Genomic DNA, 22,549 nt, shown 5'->3' with positions numbered 1-22,549 from the left:
CCAAATCAGAACGTCACAGAAGAATCATACAGCACACGCCGGCGGAATCCGACACGTCACAACCGAGTCAATCCGTCGCAGCAAGATGTGTATACGCCCTAGCGCGGAGCGGGGGAGAGGTGGCCCGGCGAAGCCGGGACGGAGAGGGGGACGACATTCGCGAAGCCAGAACCTGTGAGGAACGGGCGCGAGTATTAGAGGAAGTCCATCAGGAGCCCTGAACATTCCCAGCCGCTGCGAAGACCCCTCTCCGTCCCGGCTTCGCCGGGCCACCTCTCCCCACTTCGTGGGGCGAGGAACCCAAGTTCCGCGGAGCAGGCGGATAGAGGTGGTGCCGACATCGGGAATTGGTCATATCCGGTTGACCGGATATACCGGCTTGCCGCCGCGCAGGACCGATGCGACATCGGCAAACACCTTGTTGCGAACCTCCGCGTAAGACTGGGTCGAGTAGTGCGCCGCGTGTGGACTGACCAGGACGGTGTCCAGCGCCAGCAGCGGATTGTCGGGCGAAGGCGGCTCCCGCTCGAACGTGTCGATGCCGGCGCCTGCCAGATGGCCGCGCCGGATCGCGTCCGCCAATGCGACCTCGTCGACCAGGCCGCCGCGGGCCACGTTGATGAGTATCGCCCCTTCCTTCATCCGCGACAGGGCTTCCGCCGATATGATATTTCTGGTCTCCGGTGTCGCTGGAACGTGCAGCGAGACGATGTCGGCCCTGGCCAGCAGCTCGTCGAAGCCGACCGGTTCGGCACCACCGGCCGCGATGCGCTCGGCCGGCATATGTGGGTCATAGGCGATGATGTGGTAGCCGAAGACCCGCGCCCGCTCGGCAGTCAGCCGCCCGATCTGGCCGAAGCCGATCAGGCCGAGGATCTGCCTGTCGGGCCGCGTGATGCCGGCGCCGTCGGTCATTGCAGCCCAGCGGCCGGCGCGCACCGCGCTGTCGAACTGTTTCAGCCTGCGCGTCAAGGCCAGGATCAGGGCCATGGCGTGGGTGCTGACTTCAACCAGATTGGCGTCCGGAACATAAGTTACCTGAACACCGGCACGGCTGGCGGCCGCGACGTCGATCGAGTCGAGCCCTACGCCGAACCGTCCGATGACCTTGAGCCTCTTCAGTTCCGCCAAAACGCGAGCCGTGATCGGCTCCCGCAATACCATCAATGCGTCGGCGTCGCGGCAGTGTTCGATCAGGCCATCTTCCGTGAGCAGCGTCTTTTCGACAAATTCGACGTTCAAGCCGTCGAGGTAGCGCAGTTGCTCCTCCTCGACTGACAGCACACCGTCGGTCTTGATGATCTTCATGGCAAACTCTTGCTATGAGGCGCTGCGCGCCGAGGCGACGCCGGCGGCAAGGCCGGCCCCGAGAAACATCGTGTCGCTGGCCAGCATGTAGAAGCTGATGCCGTGCCGCGACCATTTGCCGACATCATCCGCCGAAGGGCGAAAGATGCCGACGGCCTTGCGGGCCGTGCGCGCCGAGGCCGCGATCCTCATAATCGCGGCATTGAGCTTGTCCTGGCCGGCCGGCCCCATGGCGTCGATCGAGACCGACAGGTCGCCGGGGCCAATGAAGACCACGTCGACGCCGTCGACCTGGACGATGTCGTCGATGTTGGCGAGCCCTTCGGCCGTCTCGACCTGGATGGCGACCGTCAGGACCTCGTTGGCCGATTTGAGGTAGTCCGGAATGCTGTAGCCATAACCGGCGGCGCGGCCCGGGCCGACACCGCGGGCGCCGACCGGCGGGTACCGGCAGGCCATGACCGCCATGCGCGCTTGCTCGGCCGTGGAGACGCGGGGTACCAGGACACCCGACGCGCCGGCGTCGAGCGCGGCCGCCATCCACTCCGGCGTGTGGCCGGGAACGCGCACCATCGCGGGAATCCTGTGGACATCGGCGGCGCGGATCAGATCCTCGAGCCGTTCGCGGCCGATCTGCGAATGCTCCCAGTCGATGCACAGGAAATCGACCCCGCTGGCGGCGGCCACTTCGACCGCCACAGGGTGCGGGATGGCACAGAAGGTACCGATGAGGCGATCGAGAGAGACACATTTCTTGCGAAAGTCGTACATGAAATCTCCAGAAATTTTCGGCGTCGGCAAAACCTGTGTGCGCTATGTGGCCCGCGCCAAAGGATGCATGGCTTCCGTCGACATCGGGAAATGCCGGCTGCCGCCTGAAAACGGCGGGAAGGTCTTGTAGTCGGCGCGCATCTCTAGCCGCGCCGGCGATTGCAGCGCGTGCGTCAATGCCGCGGGACTGTCGAACATGACCCGATTGCGCTGCATATGGTCGATCCGCGGCCAGGGAAGCGAACCGCACCAATCCAGTCGCGACAGAACCTCGATGTGGCGAATGCCGGGGAAGCCCCGCATCAATTGCGGATGATGCGTCACATAGTGGTAGAGCCAGGCATTCATGTCTTCGGCCGGCCCGGGATAGTGGACAAGATAGCTGCAGGGGAGCCCGGACGTCTTGACGCCAGCGTCGTCGACGGGAAACGGACGCACGCACATTGCCTGTTGCGTCGGCCTCGAACCGGCGATGCTCGACAGCATACCAGGTGCGGCAAGCGCCTGCAGATGGCCGGACGGCGCCAGCGCCGCCTCCATGTCCGCCAGTTCGTCGAAATAGAGCTGGAAGCCAAAGACCGGCGGTGGACCATCGTTGTTGAACATGTCCGTCGCCACTTCGGGTAGATAGATGTTTGCAAGCGCAAGGCCCGGTGTTGAAGCAATCACACGCCGCACGGCGTCAACATCTTCGCCGGCGATGGCCAAATTTGCCTCGCGGTCATCATGGAAGAAAGCAAGATAGGCAAAGCGCATGTGGACACCTGCTGGATCGAGTTCGACTAGATCAAATTCGGAAGAAAGAGAGCGATCTGCGGAAAGAGGACAATCAGCAGGATCAGCAGAAGCGTCAGCGCGATGTAAGGCGCCGCAGCCATGGCAACCGTCTTGAGCGATGTGCCTTTCGGCGCAACGCCGATCATGATGAACAGCAGCAGACCAAACGGCGGCGTGGTGAAGCCGACCTCGTAGGCGAGCAGCAGGATCAGCCCGAACCATACCGGCTCGTAGCCGAATTGCTGGGCGATCGGCAGGAAGATCGGCAGCGTGATCAGCATCATCGAGACCTGATCCATGAACATGCCGAGCAGCAGGATGATGAGCACCATCATGAGCAGCATGGGATACGGTCCAAGATCGTAGCCCACGATGAACTGGATAAAGCCGTTGGAGGCGCCGGAGAAGGCGAATATCTGCGAGAACGTCGTCGAAGCCGAGATGATCAGGAAGGTCATGCCGGTGACCTTCATCGCATCGTCCAGCGACTTCCAGACAACCGACCAGCTGAACCGTCGGTAGACAAACAACAAGGCGAAGACGGCGGCACAGCCGAGTCCGGCCGATTCCGTCGGCGTCGCTATCCCAAGGATGATCGTGCCGACCACCATGAACACGATGACGCTCATCGGAATGATGTTGACGGCGACCGCCCTCACCTTCTCGGCCGCGGGAACGGCGGGTACCGGATAGTGCGGAGCGGCGTCCGGATCGATCTTCGTCTGCGCGAAGATCAGGGCCGCGTACATGACAACGAGCAGCAGTCCAGGCAGAGCCCCCGCTATGAGCAGCGCGCCGACGTCGATCTGGGCAAGCGAGCCGAGCAAGACGGCCAGCGAGGATGGCGGGATGATGACGGCAAGGCTTCCGGCGCCAAGCACCGGGCCGTAGGCCATATGCGGCTTGTAGCCTCGCTTCAGCATCTCGGGCACCATCAGCGAGCCCATCATGCCGGTATTGGCGAGGCTGGAACCTGACAGCGCGGAAAAGATCGTGCCGGCGGCGAGGACGACATAGGCGAGGCGTCCGCGCAGATTGCCGATGCACAGGTCGAGCGCATAGATGACTTTCTCGCCGAGGCCGGAGCGGAAGAACAGGCTGCCCATGACGAGAAACATCGGCAGCGGGGCAAGCGCATAGGTCGAGACAGCGTCGGAGAAGTTGGCGACCATCTGCGTCACGCCGATCGAACCGCCGAAGAACAGGTACAGCCCGATCACATTGGTGACGAAGAATGCGAAGGCGACCGGCAGCCCAAGGCCCATCAAGACAAGGATGGTGCCAACGAGCACAGCGAATGGAAACAGCCAGGCCACTACTCAGAGCCCTTCCATTTCCAGCGGATCGAGCGTGTACAGCGTGTCACGGCCGAGCAGATATCTGAGCCATTCCAGCGCCGAGAGATAGAAGGCGAGCATGATGGGCAGAAAGACCAGCCATTTCGGCATATCGAAACTGCGCGTTTCGTATTCGCCGCCCGCAACGGCACTTGTCAGCGAAGACAGAGCGACGCTGCCGAGGTAGAGGCTGACGGCAATGCAGGCGAGATAGACCAGCTTTTCAAGCACCGCCCGTGCCCGCACCGGCAGCGCCTGGCGCAGGAACTCGACGAAGACATGGCCCTTGCTGTGGACCAGCCAGGGCATCGGCAGGAATGCCGCGTAGAGCAGGCCGTATTCCGTCGCGGACACCGCCCAGGCAAGCGGCCTCAGGCCGAGATTGCGGACGCACACATCAGCAACCACCGCGACGATGATCAGGCCAAGCACCACTTTTGCCGCCGCCGCCAACGCAAGGCTCAGCTTCCCGATCGCTGCAAACAATCCGTCCATTTCCGACGACCCTCATGTCCACCTTGATGAAGGGCGCACCAGCGCCCTCCGCTCGGGCTACTGGAAGAATTTCTTCAACTGATCGATGTTGGTGGGATCGCGTTTGGTCATTCTCGCCCAGCTTGCCTGCGTGGCAGCCGCCAGGAATTTGTCGCGGCCGGCGCCGGTCAAGCTGATCACCTTCTGCCCGCCGCCGATCATTGCCTGTGCCTGCTTTTCGGACTCGGCGAGATTGGCGTCATAGCTCACGCGCTCGTATTCGACGGCCGCGTCGGCAAGCAGCTTCTGCGCCTCGGGTGACAGCGTGTCCCATTTCGCCTTGTTGATCGAGATCAGCACGTCGGTTTTGAAGAACTGCGGGTCGACACGGTATTTTGTGAATTTGTCCCAGCCGAAGGACGCATAGCCAAATACGGTATAGGCGTTGGCATTGACGACGCCGCGCTCGAGCGAAGTGTAGACGTCTCCCGGCGCTTGCACGATCACCGTTGCGCCCAAGGATTCAAGGAAATCGCGGTAGAGCGGCGACGAGCGGATCTTCAAACTGCTCCACTCGATGCTGCCTTCATCGTTGAGCTTAGGTTCGTCGACGGTGAAGACGTTGAAGCCCGAGCCCGCGTCGACATGCGCCAGCAGATGGGCATTGGCCTTCTTCTCGAAAATCCCGCTGATGAAATCCCAGCCGCCATTGTCGCGGACCTCCCACGGCGTCTTCGTCGATGCGGAGAAAACCTCGCCTTCGGGCACGAGTTCGAGGAACTGCCCTGCCGGTGTGTCGATCACGTCGATCAGGCCGCTCCTGAGCGCCGCGCCCTGCTGGATCGGCGGAATGACCTCCGGCCCGCCACGCACGTTGATCTGGACCACGCCCTTGCCCTTTTCGTTCACCTTCTGAACGAACTTCAGGAAGCTCTGGGCGTAGCCGTTCTGCGTCGGCGTAAAATGCACGGCGTTGAGGACGACCTCTTCGGCCGTGGCGATACCCGCTACACCCGACATGAGTGCAGCCAGAACAAGGGATTTCCAAATGCGCATTGCCGTACTCCCTCTGATAGTTCGCCCATGATCCGGCCCATGATCGGGCCGATCTGAAATTGCAATCGCCGCGCCGCCACGTGAACGGCGGTTAGTTGGCATCATCTCCTACTGTCAGGAACCGCCCATGCGCGTAGAAGACCGGCGATCGATGAGCGCGGTCCAGCGCAACGCCCGAGACGATGCCGATGACGATCATGTGCGATGCCCGCACGATGATTTCGGCCACCCGGCATTCGAATATTGCCCGTGCCCCGACAAGCAGAGGCGCGCCGGTTTCGCCACGCACCCATGATCCGGACGAGAACCGCGCGGCGCCCTTGGCTTTGGTCATGCCGCCAAAGGCACGGACAGCGTTCTCCTGGTCGCCGGCGGGAAGATTGACCGAAAACGGCAATCCTTCGCGGATGGCCGAGGCAAAGGTGCTGCCGCGGTTGACGCAGGCCAGCAGCGACGGCGGCTCGGCGCTGAACGAACAGAGGGCCGTCGCCGTGATGCCGCAAAAGCCGATCTCGTCATGCTCCGACGCGAGGATGGCGACGGAGCCCGCCACGGCCCGCATCGCCTGCTTGAAGGCGCGCGGATTGATGGCGTCGTGCCCATCCACCCACGGCGTCGGAATGGCGGCCGCCGGCATCAATTTACTCGAAGCCCGGCCTGGCGCATCAGCGGCAGCACGCGGTCGCAGAAGAAGGGCAATTCGTAGGTGTAGTTGACGAATGTGAGGGCGGCGCCGGAATAGCCCTGGTCCATGATCTCAGTGAGATCGTCGACGATCTTTTCCGGCGTGCCGATGAGCGGGAACGTTCCGGCACCACCGGCGAACCTTTGCCGATATTCGGTGAAAGCCTTCGCGTCGTGCGAGTTCGCGAATTCCTTCTTCTTGCGCATGTGCTCGTCGACCGCACCCTCGTCCGCGCATTCCAGCGCGTAATGCCGGTAGTAGTCCTCGGCTTCCTGCTGGGTCTCCCGGCAGACGACGTGACCGACCGTATAGACGCCGACTTCGCGCCCGACTTCGGCCGCTCGGTTGGTGATGTCGACCACATGCGCACGGCCGTCGGCGATTTCGGAAAAAGTCGAAAACAAATAGTCGCAGTGGCGCGCTGCATAGTTGCGCCCTGGCGCGCCGAAGGCGGCGTTCATGGTCACCGGTCGTGGCGCCTGCAGACTTGGTGGGCGGCTGACGACCCCCTTCAGATCATAGAACTCGCCGCCGAAATCGAACGGCTCCCTCGATTGATAGGCACGCATGATGATGTTGATCCATTCCTCGGCTTGATCGTAGGTTCGATCGCCGACCGTCTGCCCGAACATGGCGAACTCGTCGGGGTTCCAGCCGCAGACAATGTTCAAGCCGGCCCGCCCATTGGAGATGTGGTCGACCGTCGCCAGCGCTTTTGCAGCCTGCAGCGGATGAACCAGCGGCACATGCACCGTCATGAACAGGCCGATGTTCTCGGTGGCGACAGCCAGGCCCGCCGCCCAGGTGAAAGTCTCGAACGACCATTCCCGTACATGCGTCAGACCGCCGAAGCCGCGCCAGCGGGCGATCGGCAGCAGAAACTCGAGGCCGGCGCGATCGGCGATACAGGCGGAGTTGAGGTTGTCTTCCCAGCGGGCGCGCCAGCGCTCGGGGACGGTGGTCATTGCCAGGCCGCCATCGGCGTTCATTGAAAAGACGCCGAGCTTGAACCTGTTCGGCCCTTTCAGAGGGTGCTGCTTCCTGATCATGATTTCCCCCGCCGCGACATGCCCTCACCTTCACCGTTGGCGTTTTGAAACGGTGGGCTAAGCTTCATGAAACGCTCCTCGGCGTTCTGAATGAAGTGGGTCATGCGGTCGTAAGCGGCGACGGCGTCGCGCTTGACGAATGCCTCATAGATTGCGCGCATGCCGGCAACGATAACGGCCTGCGTCGGCTGGTGCGACAGCGTCCTTAAGCGGACGACGAGCACATGGTCGGCGAACCTTGCAATCGTTTGGGAAAGGCGCTCGTTCTCGACGGCGCCGAGCCAACAATTTCTGAATGCCGAATTGGCCTGGAAAAAGCGGTCGGCATCGCCGGCGGCGGCCGCAGCCTCGGCCTCCCGAAGCGCGGCTGCCAGGGTCTTGAGGCCAGCGGCGTCAAGTGTCCGTGCCGCGTGCGCGGCGGCCCGTGGCTCAAGCAGGCGGCGGACCTCGAAGATGTCGGCGACATCCGTCGCGGTAAGCGTGGGCAGGGTGAAGCCGCGTGTGGTGCCGACGAGATAGCCCTCATGCACCAACTGCATCAAGGCGTCGCGGACAGGCATTCTGGAAATGCCGAGCTGGGCGGCAATATCGACATCGACGAGCTTCTGGCCAGGCGCCAATTCGCCATGCTGTATCGTCAGCCGGATTTGTTGATAGACCTGGGCACGCAGATTGCCATCGCCAACCCGTTTGAGCTCTATCGTTTCCGTCATCCACGCCTTCCCATGCGAAGATTTCGTATATCGTTTGAGGCTGTGTTCTCGCAGTCGTGCCGTTAAAATGCAGCTACATGTCGATAGAATTCGACCTGCAGGCCATGTTCCGATGCGAAGTGGAGCACAGGCTGGATCACCTGGCAAGATGTTTTAAGTTTATAATGTATACTGTTTGAGTTCGCTGTCCGGAGGGCAATGGATCGCGCCATCTGTGCTGCCGCGCCGCGCGACGGCGGGGACAGCTAAGGATCCGCGCGGTTCGGTAAAAAACGTACAGACGTTTTTCCGTGACACATCGAAGTTGACGGATTTAACTAAAACTACTTGCGATCTGCGCGCGCCGGCACGCCCACCCCGATCCCCTCGCCGGTACGCATTACTGGATCGCCCGCCGTATCGAAAGGTGCGGCGGGCTTTTCGTTTCGTTTGGCGGGGAGGCGCTTATGCGAGACTTGCCCAGGAATATCGACGCCGACGTCGTGATCGAAATCAGCAAGCTGCTCGATGACCGGGCGAAGTCCGTGCCAGTGCCGGTGCACAAGCTGGCGGCGATGATCCGGCTGGGCGTCGAGACCCGTCTGACCGATCACTCCATCGAGGAGCTGATCGTGGAAATGGCCGCGACGCGGGGGCTTCCGATGCTGTTCGACTTGCCGGTGGTCGACAACGTCGTGCCGTTTGCCTTGGCGCGCCGTCCCCGCTGACACTTCGCTCGAACCTCACCGATCGTCGCGTCGCCGCCCGACTTCACTTGTCCTGATGCGCGGGCCGGGTGTCGCCTTTCTTTTCGGGGTCGTGGGTATGGTGGCTGTCGCGTTCGCCGCCGCCGCCGGAGACCTTGCTGTGGCTGCGACGGTCGGAGTCGGCCGGCGGCTTTTCGACGCTCAGCGGCTTCTTGGCGTTTTCGTGCGCGGCGCCGGGACCGCCCTGGCGGATGCTAGCAGGAGTCTTCTTCGACGTGGACATGACCTAGCGATCCTGAACGTTGCCTTGATGGGTGGTGTTGACCTTCGTATTGCCTTGCTGGCCCTGCTTGTCGGGATCCGGAACGGCTGATTGCGGTCCCTGGTCGGCTGCTACCGATTTTTTGTCACCGGCGCCCTTTGGGCTCAGATTCTTCGGCGGCACAGGCGGAGGTTTTGTGCTCATGGCGTTTCTCCTTCCGCCACCCAAACAAGCGGCTCGGGAGAAAGGTTCCCAAGGGTCCGACACTAACGGTGATTGCCGCAACGATCCGGGTCCACAGGCCGTGGCTTGGGGCCGGCGGGATCCAGGATTATTTCTTGATGATGTTTCCGTTGTTCAGATCGAAGGCCTGGGCACCGAACGCCTGCCTGAAGAAATCCTCCTGCAGATCGCCCCATTCGCCGAGATAGGCGCCGCAATTGCTGCAATGGATCGGCGTCGAATCCTTCGGATTGTCGGGAATCTCCATCAGGATCGTCCCGCACGCCTTGCAATCGAGCTTGTCATCCAAACGGCGGCCCATTGGCACATGATCGCGCGTTTTCAGCCGTGCGCCAATTGTCGTTTTCATACCAAGTCGCGAAAGGCACGTTTCCCAACCAGCGATGGGATCGAAAGCTAGCGTTCCGCCGGATTTCCGAAGGCGGGATCTCGCCGCCTCGAATACGTCCCCACCCGCGGCAGCTCGTCTGGAAAGTCGACCCAGGGAAGCCTCATGTCCCAATATGCGTGGGCCTGCGGCGGAAACCGTTCGGGATGATCGAGGAAGCCGATCGCCAGATAGAGTTCGTCGGGCAGGCCCTGGTCGACATAGCCGATCGATGTTCCGCAATCCGCACAGAAGGACCGGAGCACGCCGGGGGTTTTCGAAAAGGTCTTGGGCGTGCCGGTGAGCAATGTGAATTCGGAAGGCCGATAACCGACCCACACCGTCAGAGGGCTTCCTATCGCCTTGCGGCAGTCGTCATCGTGATCGGAGCAAATCCAGAAAGGCTCGCCGCGCATCTCCGCCGTTATGGCGCCGCAAAAACAGGAACCCGTTTCAGTTCGTGGCATTGCCTTGCTGCTGAATTTCATTGCTGGCCCTACGTCATTGCTGGCCTGGCATTTCGGTATTTTCCTTGGGGTTCTTCTTGATGCCGGCGGCAGGCGAGGTATCGGCCGGAGCATTGCCACCCTGGTTCTGTTCAGGGGCTCTTTTGAGCGGCGAAGTCTGCCAGCCCATATCGCCGTACAAAAAGCCTATGAGAAGGCCGACGATGATGATGGCCGAAATCACCATCGCAATTAATGCATTACGTCGCTCCATTTTGCGCGGCTCCTTTCTTCGAGCCGAACAAACGATGGCGGAAATGGTTCCGGTTAGACGGACGGCGTGACGGTACGGACCCAGCCCGGAACATTCAGCCTCACCGCGGGTTCGTATGAGTGCTCTTCCACAGGGAGTGGCTTGCATGAGACCCGCCGTAACCGATCGCATCGAAACCAAGAAATACGACCACCCGACAGGCGGCTGGGGATCGCTGAGATCCTTGGTCCGCAAGGCGCGAGGCGAAGGCCTGCTATTGTCCGGGATATGGAGCACGCTGCTCAAGCAGAACAAGGCCGACGGCTATATGTGCGTGTCTTGCTCATGGGCAAAGCCAGCCCAGCCGAGGCCTTTCGAATTCTGTGAAAACGGCGCCAAGGCGACGATGTGGGACCAGACCAAGCTGCGCTGCGAACCCGCTTTCTTCGCCGAGCATTCGGTGACGGAACTGCTCGATTGGCCGGACCACGATCTGGAGAAACAGGGCAGGCTAACAGAGCCCATGCGCTACAGTGCCGCCACCGACCGTTACGAGCCGGTCTCCTGGGACGATGCGTTCCGCGACATAGCTGCCGAACTGCGGCGGCTCGATCCCAAATCGGTAGTGTTCTACACGTCTGGCCGGGCCTCGCTCGAGGCCTCGTTCATGTACCAGCTTTTTGCACGAATCTATGGGTCTTCGAACCTGCCCGATTCGTCCAACATGTGTCATGAATCGACCTCGGTCGGCTTGCCGGAATCGATCGGCTCGCCGGTCGGGACCGTGCAGCTCGAAGACTTTGCGAAATGCGACATGATGTTCTTCTTCGGGCACAACACCGGGGTGACGGCGCCGCGCCTGCTGCATCCGCTGCAGGAGGCACGTCAACGCAACGTGCCCGTCTTCACCTTCAATCCCTTGCCCGAGCGGGGACTGAAACGCTTCAAGAACCCGCAAAACCCTGTCGACATGCTGTCGCCCGGGCCTGGCACCAAAATGTCCAGCGACTTCTTCCAGGTTCGTTCCGGCGGCGACATTGCTGCGATAACGGGCATCGCCAAAGCGTTGCAGGCGCTCGACGATGCCGCCCGCGAAAGCGGCAGGACGCGTGTCCTCGACACGGCTTTCATCGCCGAGCACACGCATGGCTTCGCCGAGTTCGAAGCCTTCCTGCGCAAAACCCAGTGGAGCGATATCGTCGCGCGATCCGGCATTGCGCAGACCGACCTGGAACATGTCGCCGAGGTCTACAGCCATGCCAACGCGGTGATCGGCAATTACGGCATGGGCCTGACCCAGCATCGGCACGGCACCGAGAACGTCCAGATGCTGTGCAACCTTTTGATGCTGCGCGGCAATATCGGAAAAGCCGGCGCCGGCATTTCGCCGCTGCGCGGGCATTCCAATGTCCAGGGGCAGCGCACCGTCGGCATATCGGAAAAACCCGAGCTCGTCCCGCTCGACAAGTTCGCCGAATTCTATGCCTTTGAACCGCCGCGCGAGAAAGGTCGCGATACGGTCGAAACCTGCGAAGGCGTCATCGACGGATCGGTCAAGGGCTTCGTCGGACTGGGCGGCAATTTCGTGCGGGCCGTTCCGGAAACCGGCCTGGTCGAAAAGGCCTGGCGTGGGCTCGACCTGCATGTCGAGATCGCGACCAAACTCAACCGCAGCCACCTGATCGCCGGGCGGACAACCTATTTGCTGCCTTGCCTGTCACGGCTGGAAAGAGATCATCAGGCAAGCGGCGACCAAAGGGTGTCGGTAGAGGATTCCACCGCCTGTATCCACGGCTCGTTCGGATCGCGACCTCCGGCTTCGCCGCATCTGCTTTCCGAGCCCAGGATCGTTGCCGAGCTTGCCAAGGCGACAGTGCCGGGCAGAAGTTCGATCCCATGGGACGAGTGGGTTGGGGATTATTCCCGCATCCGCGACGAAATCGAGCGCTGCTACCCCCAACATTTCCGCGACTTCAACGAGCGTTTCCTGACGCCCGGCGGCTTCCATCGCGACATCAAGGCGAGCAAGCGGGTGTGGGAGACGCCGAACAAGAAGGCCAACTTCAAGCTGCCAAGTGGCCTTGAAACCGATCCCGACATCGATGTCGCCGGCCGTGATGTGCTGACACTGATCACGGTGCGCTCCAACGACCAGTTCAACACGACCGTCTACGGCTACAACGACCGGCTGCGCGGCATCAGCGGCACACGCATGGTGCTGTTGATGAACGAGAAGGATATCCAGCGCCTCGGTTTGAGCGCCGGACAGGAAGTCGATCTCGAAGCCAATGCGCAGGACGGTGTGGAGCGCCGCGTGCACGGGCTGCGCGTTACACCTTACTCGGTGCCGGAGGGAAATTGCGCCGGTTACTACCCCGAGCTCAACCCGCTGGTTCCTTTGTGGCACAGAGCCGAGAAGGCTCATGTTCCGGCGGTCAAATCGGTACCGGTGCGGATATTGCCATAGGCGTTCGTCGTTCGCGGCAGGCACGCACCACGCCGATGTGACCTGGCGCGACTTTCAAATCGCGACCTCAGCCGGCTCGCGCGAGTTCATCCACGGCATTCAGGATCGCACTCTGGCTCGCCGGCTTCTGCACGATCCTGCAAGCGCGGAACCCGGCCGGAATTTCGCGTTCACCAAAGCCTGAGAGGAAGGCGAACGGAACACCACGCGTCCGCAACGCTTCCGCAATCGGATAGCTGGTTTCGTCGTTCAACTGGATATCCAGTAACGCCGCGTCGACGCCGCCTTCGCCAACGAGCCGGAGTGCCGCCGTCACCGACGAAACAGGTCCAACCACCTGATGGCCGGCTTTGCGCAGGTAAGCCGCCGCATCGTCGGCGATCAGCCATTCATCCTCGACGATCAGCACACGCACCTTTCCGGTCACGACGAGCCCTCGCGGGTCAGAGGAAATGCGATTTCCGCCTCCAAACCATTTGAGCGGAAACTTGTTTCAACTTTTCCGCCCAGCCTATAGCCGATTTCTCCGCGTAGAAGGGTAAGGCCGAAGCCGCTGTCGGTTGGCTCCTTGATGCGGGGGCCGCCCTTCTCGCGCCAGACGAGCTTGAAGGTTCCGTCGGCCACCGACCATTTGACAACTATCCGCCCGGCAGGCCTCGACAGTGCGCCATACTTGGCGGCATTCGTCGCCAGTTCATGGATGGCCATGCCGAAGGAAAGCCCTTGTGCCGGCTTGAGATTTACCCTCTTGCCATCGAGCTCAAACCGTTCGGGGCCGAAGGGATCGAGTTCCTGACGCAGCAGTTCCTCGACGGAGGAGGCTTCCGTCCAGCTCTCGCGCGAGAGCAGACTATAGGCTCGTGACATGGCATGCAGGCGCCCGATCAAGGCTTCGGCGAACTCCTCTTTCGATGCCGAGTTTTCACGGGTCCGGTTGGTGATGCTGGCCACGACCGCCAGCATGTTCTTGACGCGATGGTTCAGCTCGGAGATGAGCACCTGCTGACGCTCTTCCGCCTGCGCCAGCGTCGTCACGTCGATCAGGGTCACGACGACGCCCTGGACGCTGCCGCTCTTGTCCCGGTACGGGTTGATGCGAACCAGGTAGAACCGGCCCTTGTCGTCGCGCGCAAGGTGATGGTTCAGGATCTCTCCCGTCTCGAGCACTGCCTCGATGTGAGGCCTCAGCTCGGGATAGTCGAGCTGGCTTGAAAGGTCGGTCAGCGGCCGTCCGACATCGGATGGGCGCAGATTGAAGAAGGCCGATGCAGCGGGGGTAAAGGTCCGCACCACAAGGTTGCGGTCGAGGAATATGGTTGCGATCTCTGTGCTTTCGAACAGGTTTCTGAGATCGCTGTTGGCGCGGTCGAGCTCCTCAATCTTGCTGGTCAGCTCTGCGTTGATGGTGCTGAGCTCTTCGTTGAGCGACTGCTTCTCCTCCTTCGAGGCCTCAAGCTCCTCATTAGTCGACTGCGCCTCTTCATTGGCGGAGAACGTCTTCGTCTTATAGCTGGAAAAGTCGTGACCGGAATGGCCGCGCAGAGTGGGGTCGATTTCATCGGCGGCCCGATCCACGTCAGCTTTGTGCTCGCCACCCCCCTCGGCCAGCCCGTTCAGCACATTGAAGCCGCGGCCAAACGCCTGAAGCTTTGCGCCGATCTCCTCGGCGGGCGCTGCGATATCGATAAGGCCGCTCGAAATCGCGCTTTGCGGCATGTCCGGGTTGCGCGCGCCGGAACCGTTGGAGGCTTGGGCAATCGTCAACCCGCCATGTTCCTTGATCGCCCGGGCGCCCAGCGTGCCGTCCGAATCGCCCCCCGACAGGATGATGCCTACGGCGTACTCCCCTTGGTCCTCGGCCAGTGCACGGAAGAAGATGTCGATCGGTTTGCGCTCGCGGTTAAGCGTGTTCGGCCGGCGTAGCGAAAGCGCGCCCTTACGGATGGTGAGGACGACGTTTTGCGGCATCACATAGACTTGGTCGGGTTGGACCGCCATGCCCTCCTCGGCGACGATGACCGGCATTCCGGTGTAACGTGCGATAACGTCATGCAGCAGGCTTTCGCGTTCTGGGCTCAGATTAGTGACGACGACGAACGCCATGCCGGTGCCGCCGGTCAGTCCTTTGAACAGGCCCTCCATCGCGGGAATGCCGCCGGCCGATGCGCCGACGCCGACAATGGGAAATCTTCCGTTCTGGAATACCATGCCACGCCTCGGTAACAGCCGCGGCTGCGAAACCGCCAAATCGGACCTCAGACTAATGCATGTCGCGCAAAAGTGTGCAGCGGTTTTGCGATAACGAGATGAATAAAAACAACAGCCTAAAGCGCGTCGCATGAGGCCGGCAAAACGCGACGTGCTTTAGGACCGGACCGAGCCTCAGGCCAGTAAATAGTCCTCGAACGGAACAAAGCACCGCCGGTGGGCATTAACATCCGGTTTTCGAGGCGGTTCCAATGGCAAAACGACCACCTGAGATAAAGCCGGCAAAACAAATCTCGTTACGTTCGCCGGATCTGGCCAAGGTCCCGGTATCCGAAGAAATCCCGCCTCGTCTGCTCGCGCGCGCGGAACGGTTGCAAGAGGCCTTGTCCCGTCATTTTGTACAAGTCCGCGCCGACAGCCGTGACTCCCGCAGAAAGAAGGAACAATGAGGTGCGCGACCTGCAAGGCTTGCATATCCTGATCGTCGAGGACGAATGGATGCTGGCGGGCGATCTTGCACGTTATTTCAGCAAGATGGGCGCCGTCGTGCTTGGCCCCGTGGCGACAGTCGAACAGGCGTCGAAGCATACCGATGAGGCGGAAGCCGCAATCCTGGACGTCAATCTCAACGGAAGACGGGTATTCCCGATCGCGGACGAACTGATGCGCCGCGGCGTGCCGTTCGTGTTTTTCAGCGGCGACGAAGACATCGTTATTCCTGAGCGCCTTCGGTATGCCAGCAGCCTCAGAAAATCCTCGGACGGCCAGGCTGTTTTCGATGCTCTCTTCCCCTCCGAGCCCAAAGCATCAAGCGGAAATCTGGCGACCGAGCCGTCAGACGACGTATTTTCCCTGCTGCCTAAGCTCAGGCTCGCAGCGCGTCTGCTGCTGGGAGACGTTGACGCTTCCGACCGGCTGGTCGAGCGGACGCTCGAGCAGGCGATCGGCGAGATCGACAGGAGACGATCCGGTTCCTCCACCGAGGACTGGCTTAACGGCATCATGCGAAACATCGTCAAGGCACGCGGAGCAAACCTGCTGCACTGACCATGCCCGCCGGCAACTAGTATCTCTGCACATGGATTATGACTCTTTGGCGGTTGGCTTTGGATAGGCCTTGGCCAATTTGAGGCGCGCCTGTTCGGTTGAGAACATCCAGTTGCGGCGGTGCTCCGCCTGGTGTGGCCTTCACCTACGCTCGGGGCATTCATGCCGAACGGATATTGCAGGGCTTCTCCGGCATCCTGCAGGTCGATGGCTATGCCGGATACAACAGACTGATCGCACCTGACCGTGTCGGCTCGGACATCCGGCTTGCCTATTGTTGGGCACACGCTCGCCGCAAGCTGGTGGAGATAACCCGCAACGGAGCAGCACCTATCGCCGAAGAGAGCGTCAAGCGGATCAGCGAACTGGGTCGGATCGAGGCCGAACTGCGTGGCCTTGATCCGGAGGCTCGCCTCGCCGGACGACAGGAACGATCAACACCACTGGTCACCGACATGCAGACCTGGTTCGTCCATCACCGCGCCCGTGTCGCGACCAAGTCTCCACTCGGCGAGGCCTTGGCGTACATCGCCAAATATTGGGATGGTTTGAAGCTCTTCCTGACCGACGGCCGCATCGAGATCGACAACAACAGCGTCGAGCGAACCATCCGGCCGATAGCCCTCAATCGCAAGAATGCACTCTTTGCGGGGCACGACGCTGGAGCCGAGAACTGGGCCACCATCGCATCGCTCATCGAGACCTGCAAACTCAACGCCGTCGATCCGCAGGCCTACCTGACCAATACGCTCACCGCCATCGTCAACGGTCACAAGCAGAGCCGGATCGATGAGCTGCTGCCTTGGGCTTACAAGGGGAAGTAATGTGGCCCCGAAGACTACAGTCGGCCCAAAGCGGACTTCGGAAGGTACGCAGATAGAGGATCGGCGAATGCCCCAAAGCCCGCACGCAGGGTGTGGACTCAGGGCGTTCCAGCGTCCTCAGTCTATGGCGAGAGAACTCGACAGTTCTCGGTACGCTTCGATCTGCTGCTGCAAGAGAGCAATCTTCTGCTCCGCCACCTGGATAGCGTCAGAGCCAGCGAGGAAGCGCCGTGGCAGTTCGTCCTGCTCAGCGAGCGTGATTAGAGCGCGTGCCAGCTTAGCGGGGTCACCGCCCTGCTTGCCGTTCTGGGACTTCCAGAAGGCAATCTGTGCCGTGCGTCGCTCGTGATAATCTTCGATCGCGATTTCCGCGTAACTGGTGGACTCCTCCGTCAGAAGCTCCGTGCGGAAAAAGCCTGGGTTGACGATCATCGTCTCGATGCCGAACGGACCGACTTCAGTCTGCAGCGCTTCCATCCAGCCATCGAGGCCAAACTTCGAAGCAGAGTAGGCTGTGCAGAATTCAAAGCCCATCAGACCTGCCGTCGAGGAGATCGAGACGATCTGGCCGGAGCGCTGCTTGCGCATGACCGGAAGGAACGCCCGCGTCAGGATCATCGGACCGTCAAGGCTCGTGCTTAGCTGCAACTGCATCTGCTTGGGAGACAGTTCCTCGAAATACCCGGCGTAGAAGCTGGCCGCGTTGTTGACCAGCACGTCGATCCGTCCGAACCGCTCAAGGGTCGCCTGCGTGGCGGCGTCGGCGTCAGCGGCCTTGGTGACATCGAGTTTCACGACAAGAAGGTCGTCGGAAGCACCTAGAGCGTTCGCCACCTTGTCTGGATTACGGCCAGTCGCGACCACCTTGTGGCCGGCTGCCAGGGCCGCCTTGGCAATGTCCAGGCCGAGGCCACGTCCTGCCCCGGTGATGAACCACACTTTGTTACTCATCTCATGTGTCCTTTCATGTTGTCAGCCCTTCACCGATCTTGCGGCGCATGGGGCTATAAGACAGTTGTTCACATCGCCTGCACGGTCGGGCGGACCAGGATCTCGTTGAGGGACGTCCGCTTCGGCCGGCTGAGAGCAAAGGCTATGATTTCGGCGATGTCCTGAGCCGGAATTGCAACATTGTCGGGGTAGTCCTGAGCAGACTTTTTGCTTTCCTCGTGTGTGATGTGGTCGGATAATTCTGTCGCCACCGCACCAGGCTCGATGACTATCACGCGGATGTCTGGCTGGAGTTCGACGCGAAGCGCCTCGGACCAGCCGTTGATCCCCCATTTGGTTGCCGAATAGGCAGCGAACCCGGCTGGAGCTACGCGACCTGCCACAGAAGAGATGTTCACCAGATCTCCCTTCTTGGCGCGGAGTTGGTCAAGGAAAACCTCAGTCACAGTCATGGCACCCAGGAGATTGGTTTCGACCATCTGCCGATGCTCGGATCGCTTGGCCGATCCAAACGGCGCTGTGAGCATCACGCCTGCGTTGTTGACTAGAACATCGGCGCCGCCGAACTCCTGGACGCGCGCGGCGGCTCCAGCGATGGAGTCCCGGTCGGTCACGTCAGCCTGGATCGCGATAGCGCCTTCGCCGAGTTCGTCTGCGAGTGCCGCGACACGCTCGAGGCGCCGCCCTAGAAGGGCTACGCGATATCCTTCTGAAAGAAGCTCACGTGCCAGCGCCTCACCGATTCCGGAGGATGCACCAGTGATTACAGCGACCCGATTGTTGTTATTCATGGTAGTCTCCTTCGTTGTGCTCTCTGGCTGGCCCTACCGATCCGGAAAGACCGGAGCGAGGACCACAGAGGTGGCAGCGCCTCGGACAAGAAGCGCCGCCGGTACCCGGCTAGACTTCAGCCCGTCGGTTCTTGTGGGTTGGTCACCTGACCGGTGACATGCCGGTTCCGCCCTTGGAACTCGTTCCAAGTTTTGCGCCGGTATCGATCATCGCGAGCATTGGTGGGCTCAGACGCGCGCTCTGGACCGTGATCCGGGCAAAGCCGTCATCGATCTCCTTGACATCGGCCGCACTCAACTGGACCTGCAGCGCGTCCATGTTCTGGTCCATCTGGTCCTCCGTTATCGGGCCGGGAATGGGCACGATCCACGGCTTGCGGGCGAGCAACCAGGCAAGGGCGACCTGGCCGGGCGCAGCCTGATGACGTGCGCCTACACGCTGTAGCAGTTCGACCACCGGCCAGTTGGCGCGGCGGGCTTCAGGCGTGAAGCGCGGCAGGTTGGCCCGTAGGTCGGCAGGGCCATGCACGAACATGGGGGTGACAGTACCGGTCAGGTATCCCATGCCGAGCGGGCTCCATGGCACGAACCCGATGCCAAGCTCCTCGCAGGTCGCCAGAACCTCCACCTCCGGATCGCGGGTCCAGACAGAGTATTCATTCTGCACCGCCGTGACTGGCTGCACTTTGTGGGCGCGGCGGATGGTCGCTTCGCCTGCAGCGGACAGGCCGAAGTGGCGGACCTTGCCTTCACGGATCAATTCCTGCACCGCTCCGGCCACGTCTTCGATGGGCACGGTCGGATCGACACGGTGTTGGTATTGAAGATCAATGTAGTCCGTCTTCAAGCAGCGGAGCTGTTGCTCGGTCACCCGCTTGATATTGTCAGGGCGGCTGTTGACGCCTGTGACCTGGCCTTCGGGCGTGATGTCGAAGCCGAACTTGGTCGCGATGATCACCTGGTCGCGGATCGGCGAAAGCGCCTCGCCAACAATATCCTCGCCCAGGAAGGGTCCATAGACTTCAGCGACGTCGAAAAAGGTCACGCCCCGGTCATGCGCCGCCCGGATGATCCGCACGGCCTCCTGCCTGTTCGTGGGCGGGCTGTACATCCCGGCAAAGTTTTGGCAGCCCATCCCCATGGCAGAGACTTCCAGCGAGCCGAGCATGCGACGCTGAAGGTTCGATGACCTTGCACCTGTGGCTGCGGCACCCGATGTTGCCGTTTGAGCTCTCGACTCGGAAAGAGGCAGCAGCGACGCTGCGGCGATGCCTAGCCCAGCGGCGAACAATTTACGGCGGCTTGGCATCTCGGGAGCGCCTGTTTCGAAATCGTCTGCATAGTTCTTCATGGTGCTGCACCTCCACTGGGTTTGATCAACCTCCGAAACACATCAGCGTTTGCGGCTGTGTCTTCGTGAGTGAGCGCAGAATACGATGGCCGTTCCTTTCAAAAAATGGCATTCGGGTTGATGCGACATTAACCAGAGGTTCATAATGGACAAGGATCAGCTTGATGGGCTTGTGGCGTTTGCGCTTGTCGCCGAGAAGCGGAACTTCACGGCGGCGGCAGAAGCACTCAGGGTTTCGCCGCCTGCGATAAGCAAGATGATCAGACACCTCGAAACTCGCCTGGGCGTCACCCTGCTTACAAGAACGACACGAGCTACGAGCTTGACAGAAGCCGGGGAGAAATTCCTGCAACAGGCGGGACCGGCGCTGGATGCGATCCTTTCCGCTATGAAGGACGCGGGAAGCGCAGCGGACAAGCCTGCCGGTCGTCTGCGCTTGAATGTCCCGCAGACCGTCTATCCGAACTTCCTTAGGCCGCTGATCGCGACCTTTATCGAAAAGTACCCGGATGTGACGGTTGAGATCTTCTTCGAGAACGCGGCCACCAACATATTCGAGCGCGGGTTTGATGCAGGAATACGGGTGTCAGACATCCTTGCCAAAGATGTCGTGGCGCTCAAACTCTTCGGTCCCGTCCGATGGGTTGTGGCTGCTGCACCGGCCTACCTTGACAAGCATGGGCACCCTGAACATCCAAAAGACCTGTTGGCCCATCCTTGCATCTGCGCGGGAACTGGCAATCGTGTGTACGATCGGTGGGAGTTCGAGAGCGACGGCAAGGAATTTGAGGTTCAGGTAAAGGGGCCGCTGATCCTCAATGATGTTCTGCTGGCGATCGATGCGGCCGTCGACGGCTTAGGGGTCGTTTACAGCCCTGAAGAAGCGATCAGCGACAAGTTGACGAGCGGCAAGCTCGAAGTCGTTCTGGACCACTTCACCGGGACAAGCTCGGGTGTGTACCTCTACTACCCGCAGCGGTCTCAAGTTCACCCCAAACTGCGGGCCTTCATCGAACATCTCAAAGGCCTGGAGAAGAGGTAGCGCGAGCTTCCTATTGGACGCAGCTTTCGCTTCCCACAGAACCGCTGTCAACGCGAAGAATATTGACGGCCTTCGTCACCTTGGTGCTGCGGATCGCAATCCAACAACGTCCGCTGTTGGCGCATTGTTGCCATCTCCGTCACAGCGGCAGTCTTCGAAACGGCACAACGGCGTCGTGGTCAAGGTGCGAGGCAAACAGCGCTTACGATGCGCGTCGAGGAAGACGAACAGGTTTGCGGTGCGGTTGCGTTTGTACTCGCAGTCGTAGCGCTCCAGCCTTCCCGGCGCGGCCGGGATTGGCTGACGCACCTCGCCGATGAGTTGGGTCGAGCTTTCGTCGAAGCACACCACCGGCCGCTTCGGGTCCGGTGCCTCGGCATAGAGGTCGAGCACATCCTCCATGCGCGCGACATACTCCGCGTCAACCTTTGGAATGCACCACATGTCCTTGCGCCACGGCTTGAGATCGTTCTCGGCTAGGCGCCGGCGCACCGTCTCGCGCGACAGCTGTTCGTGCTCGGTCAGCTTGACGAACGCATCGGCCAGCAGATCCAGTGTCCAACGGGCCCGACCCGGCGGCGGACTGGAGCAGGCGGTGGCCACCAGCAGGGCTTCCTCCTTGCCCGTCAGCTTGCGTTGCGCGGCTGCGCGTGGCTCTTCGCTGAGCGCCGCCTCCAGGCCCATCTCCACGAAGCGGCGCTTGGTGCGGTAGACAGTGGAGCCGCCGACCGCCACCGTTGTGGCAATGGTCTCGTCACTGCGGCCGGCATCGGCAGCAAGCAGGATCTGCGCCCGCTTGAGCTTGCGCGCCGGATGCTCCGCCTGCCAGCATGGCTGTGAGTCCGTCGTTCGGGTTGGTCGAGATCGACGCGATAGCGTACATTCATCCGGAAGGCCTCCTTCGGTTGCGGAGGTTCCGGAAGAATCAGAAAATGAATCAATTAGTTGGCGGACGGCCGCCGGACCGACCCTGCTTCACCTAAAAGCAGGGCCAGTACCTCGCCTTCATCCGGATCTACTGCCTGCTAAACGGTCGCGCGCCGGCCGAACGCGACATGCAGCGCTTCTTCGGCGTCACCGCACCTTCCGTCCATCAGATGGTGCTCGCCCTTGAGCGCGCTGGATTGATCCGCAGGCAACCAGCCTCGCGCGCTGCATTGAATTGCTTGTCGAACCCGATAGGCTTCCCCGGCTACAACCCATCGAACCAATTGAATCCTCTGTGCAGAGGTACTAGACGGAATGCTGTGATATCAGGACCACCCACTGCCAATGACCGAACAGGAAATGATTATCAACGCGTTGGGTGTCGCTCCCAGTGTTGACGTCGCGCTGGAGGCACGCCGGCGTATCGACTTTCTCGGCACGTATCTGCGTGCATCGGGGCTCAGCACCTATGTGCTGGGGATCAGCGGCGGGGTGGATTCACTTGCCGCGGCCC

24 protein-coding genes and 3 pseudogenes are annotated in these 22,549 nt (G+C 61.2%); 7 read left to right on the top strand and 20 right to left on the bottom strand.

What is annotated here, in order from left to right:
- Positions 1–351: 351 nt before the first annotated feature.
- The 9 genes from NKI17_RS35200 to NKI17_RS35160 all read right to left on the bottom strand — a co-directional run bounded on the left by NKI17_RS35200 (position 352) and on the right by NKI17_RS35160 (position 8,170).
- On the bottom strand, positions 352–1,308 hold the full coding sequence (locus NKI17_RS35200) for a C-terminal binding protein (RefSeq protein ID WP_352907727.1): 957 nt from the start codon (positions 1,306–1,308) through the stop codon (positions 352–354).
- Positions 1,309–1,320: 12 nt separating this feature from the next.
- Complete coding sequence (locus tag NKI17_RS35195; protein ID WP_352907726.1) at positions 1,321–2,079, bottom strand: HpcH/HpaI aldolase family protein; 759 nt, start codon at positions 2,077–2,079, stop codon at positions 1,321–1,323.
- A gap of 42 nt (positions 2,080–2,121) precedes the next feature.
- A complete protein-coding gene (locus tag NKI17_RS35190; RefSeq protein WP_352575491.1) occupies positions 2,122–2,835 on the bottom strand; it encodes a hypothetical protein in 714 nt (237 codons plus the stop codon).
- A gap of 26 nt (positions 2,836–2,861) precedes the next feature.
- Complete coding sequence (locus NKI17_RS35185; RefSeq protein WP_352907725.1) at positions 2,862–4,172, bottom strand: TRAP transporter large permease; 1,311 nt, start codon at positions 4,170–4,172, stop codon at positions 2,862–2,864.
- 3 nt (positions 4,173–4,175) lie between these two features.
- Positions 4,176–4,688 (bottom strand): TRAP transporter small permease, encoded by a 513-nt coding sequence (locus tag NKI17_RS35180; RefSeq protein WP_352451558.1) that lies wholly within the window; start codon positions 4,686–4,688, stop codon positions 4,176–4,178.
- A 57-nt stretch (positions 4,689–4,745) separates the two neighbouring features.
- Positions 4,746–5,723 (bottom strand): TRAP transporter substrate-binding protein DctP, encoded by a 978-nt coding sequence (gene dctP / locus NKI17_RS35175; RefSeq protein WP_352569265.1) that lies wholly within the window; start codon positions 5,721–5,723, stop codon positions 4,746–4,748.
- Positions 5,724–5,814: 91 nt separating this feature from the next.
- Complete coding sequence (locus tag NKI17_RS35170) at positions 5,815–6,360, bottom strand: flavin reductase family protein (RefSeq protein ID WP_352697960.1); 546 nt, start codon at positions 6,358–6,360, stop codon at positions 5,815–5,817.
- Positions 6,360–7,454 carry an LLM class flavin-dependent oxidoreductase gene (locus tag NKI17_RS35165; RefSeq protein WP_352907728.1) on the bottom strand — a complete coding sequence of 365 codons (1,095 nt, stop codon included), beginning with the start codon at positions 7,452–7,454 and terminating at the stop codon, positions 6,360–6,362. The genes NKI17_RS35170 and NKI17_RS35165 overlap by 1 nt, the downstream gene beginning before the upstream one ends.
- A complete protein-coding gene (locus NKI17_RS35160; protein WP_352575483.1) occupies positions 7,454–8,170 on the bottom strand; it encodes a GntR family transcriptional regulator in 717 nt (238 codons plus the stop codon). The genes NKI17_RS35165 and NKI17_RS35160 overlap by 1 nt, the downstream gene beginning before the upstream one ends.
- A 446-nt stretch (positions 8,171–8,616) precedes the next feature.
- Between NKI17_RS35160 and NKI17_RS35155 the strand changes: the two genes are divergently transcribed.
- Positions 8,617–8,877 (top strand): hypothetical protein, encoded by a 261-nt coding sequence (locus NKI17_RS35155; RefSeq protein WP_352451554.1) that lies wholly within the window; start codon positions 8,617–8,619, stop codon positions 8,875–8,877.
- Between the two features lie 43 nt (positions 8,878–8,920).
- Here the strand turns inward: NKI17_RS35155 and NKI17_RS35150 are convergent, their stop codons facing one another.
- The 5 genes from NKI17_RS35150 to NKI17_RS35130 form a co-directional block, all read right to left on the bottom strand.
- Positions 8,921–9,139 (bottom strand): hypothetical protein, encoded by a 219-nt coding sequence (locus NKI17_RS35150; protein ID WP_023676106.1) that lies wholly within the window; start codon positions 9,137–9,139, stop codon positions 8,921–8,923.
- 3 nt (positions 9,140–9,142) lie between these two features.
- On the bottom strand, positions 9,143–9,322 hold the full coding sequence (locus NKI17_RS35145; RefSeq protein WP_352575477.1) for a hypothetical protein: 180 nt from the start codon (positions 9,320–9,322) through the stop codon (positions 9,143–9,145).
- 127 nt (positions 9,323–9,449) lie between these two features.
- Positions 9,450–9,710, bottom strand: a complete 261-nt coding sequence (locus NKI17_RS35140) for a hypothetical protein (protein WP_352451552.1) — start codon at positions 9,708–9,710, stop codon at positions 9,450–9,452.
- Between the two features lie 47 nt (positions 9,711–9,757).
- Entirely contained in the window at positions 9,758–10,195 is a 438-nt protein-coding gene (locus tag NKI17_RS35135; protein ID WP_352575475.1) for a GFA family protein, read from the bottom strand.
- Positions 10,196–10,229: 34 nt separating this feature from the next.
- Positions 10,230–10,448: a hypothetical protein gene (locus NKI17_RS35130; RefSeq protein WP_023676110.1), complete on the bottom strand. Its 219-nt coding sequence runs from the start codon at positions 10,446–10,448 to the stop codon at positions 10,230–10,232.
- A 145-nt stretch (positions 10,449–10,593) separates the two neighbouring features.
- Here NKI17_RS35130 and NKI17_RS35125 point away from each other — a divergent pair, with 145 nt between their 5' ends.
- Positions 10,594–12,894, top strand: a complete 2,301-nt coding sequence (locus tag NKI17_RS35125) for an FdhF/YdeP family oxidoreductase (protein WP_352697964.1) — start codon at positions 10,594–10,596, stop codon at positions 12,892–12,894.
- 67 nt (positions 12,895–12,961) lie between these two features.
- Here the strand turns inward: NKI17_RS35125 and NKI17_RS35120 are convergent, their stop codons facing one another.
- Positions 12,962–13,303: a response regulator gene (locus NKI17_RS35120; protein WP_245274673.1), complete on the bottom strand. Its 342-nt coding sequence runs from the start codon at positions 13,301–13,303 to the stop codon at positions 12,962–12,964.
- A gap of 14 nt (positions 13,304–13,317) precedes the next feature.
- On the bottom strand, positions 13,318–15,102 hold the full coding sequence (locus NKI17_RS35115) for a chemotaxis protein CheB (RefSeq protein WP_352907723.1): 1,785 nt from the start codon (positions 15,100–15,102) through the stop codon (positions 13,318–13,320).
- A 251-nt stretch (positions 15,103–15,353) separates the two neighbouring features.
- Between NKI17_RS35115 and NKI17_RS35110 the strand changes: the two genes are divergently transcribed.
- The 3 genes and pseudogenes from NKI17_RS35110 to tnpC form a co-directional block, all read left to right on the top strand.
- A complete protein-coding gene (locus NKI17_RS35110) occupies positions 15,354–15,551 on the top strand; it encodes a hypothetical protein (RefSeq protein ID WP_156937318.1) in 198 nt (65 codons plus the stop codon).
- 1 nt (position 15,552) lies between these two features.
- Complete coding sequence (locus NKI17_RS35105; protein WP_036238319.1) at positions 15,553–16,149, top strand: response regulator; 597 nt, start codon at positions 15,553–15,555, stop codon at positions 16,147–16,149.
- A 116-nt stretch (positions 16,150–16,265) separates the two neighbouring features.
- Positions 16,266–16,973: pseudogene (gene tnpC, locus NKI17_RS35100) on the top strand (IS66 family transposase); the annotation flags it as partial.
- A gap of 117 nt (positions 16,974–17,090) precedes the next feature.
- Here the strand turns inward: tnpC and NKI17_RS35095 are convergent.
- The 3 genes from NKI17_RS35095 to NKI17_RS35085 all read right to left on the bottom strand — a co-directional run bounded on the left by NKI17_RS35095 (position 17,091) and on the right by NKI17_RS35085 (position 19,883).
- The gene (locus tag NKI17_RS35095) at positions 17,091–17,924 is read right to left on the bottom strand and encodes an SDR family NAD(P)-dependent oxidoreductase (protein WP_352907721.1); all 834 of its coding nucleotides are present in this window, start codon (positions 17,922–17,924) and stop codon (positions 17,091–17,093) included.
- A gap of 68 nt (positions 17,925–17,992) precedes the next feature.
- A complete protein-coding gene (locus NKI17_RS35090; protein WP_352907720.1) occupies positions 17,993–18,715 on the bottom strand; it encodes an SDR family oxidoreductase in 723 nt (240 codons plus the stop codon).
- A gap of 142 nt (positions 18,716–18,857) precedes the next feature.
- Positions 18,858–19,883, bottom strand: a complete 1,026-nt coding sequence (locus tag NKI17_RS35085) for an aldo/keto reductase (protein WP_502894714.1) — start codon at positions 19,881–19,883, stop codon at positions 18,858–18,860.
- Between the two features lie 328 nt (positions 19,884–20,211).
- Between NKI17_RS35085 and NKI17_RS35080 the strand changes: the two genes are divergently transcribed.
- Positions 20,212–21,108 (top strand): LysR family transcriptional regulator, encoded by an 897-nt coding sequence (locus NKI17_RS35080; RefSeq protein WP_352907717.1) that lies wholly within the window; start codon positions 20,212–20,214, stop codon positions 21,106–21,108.
- A 204-nt stretch (positions 21,109–21,312) separates the two neighbouring features.
- On the opposite strand, the pseudogene NKI17_RS35075 reads toward NKI17_RS35080, so the two are convergent.
- Positions 21,313–21,995, bottom strand: a pseudogene (locus NKI17_RS35075) (IS630 family transposase); the annotation flags it as partial.
- A 385-nt stretch (positions 21,996–22,380) separates the two neighbouring features.
- On the opposite strand from NKI17_RS35075, the pseudogene NKI17_RS35070 reads away from it, so the two are divergent.
- A pseudogene (locus NKI17_RS35070) lies at positions 22,381–22,549 on the top strand (ammonia-dependent NAD(+) synthetase); the annotation flags it as partial.

It is taken from the genome of Mesorhizobium sp. M0816 (assembly GCF_040320005.1).
GTDB lineage: Bacteria > Pseudomonadota > Alphaproteobacteria > Rhizobiales > Rhizobiaceae > Mesorhizobium.
Note: the sequence above shows the minus strand (reverse complement) of the source record. Positions and strands in the feature narration are given on the sequence as shown.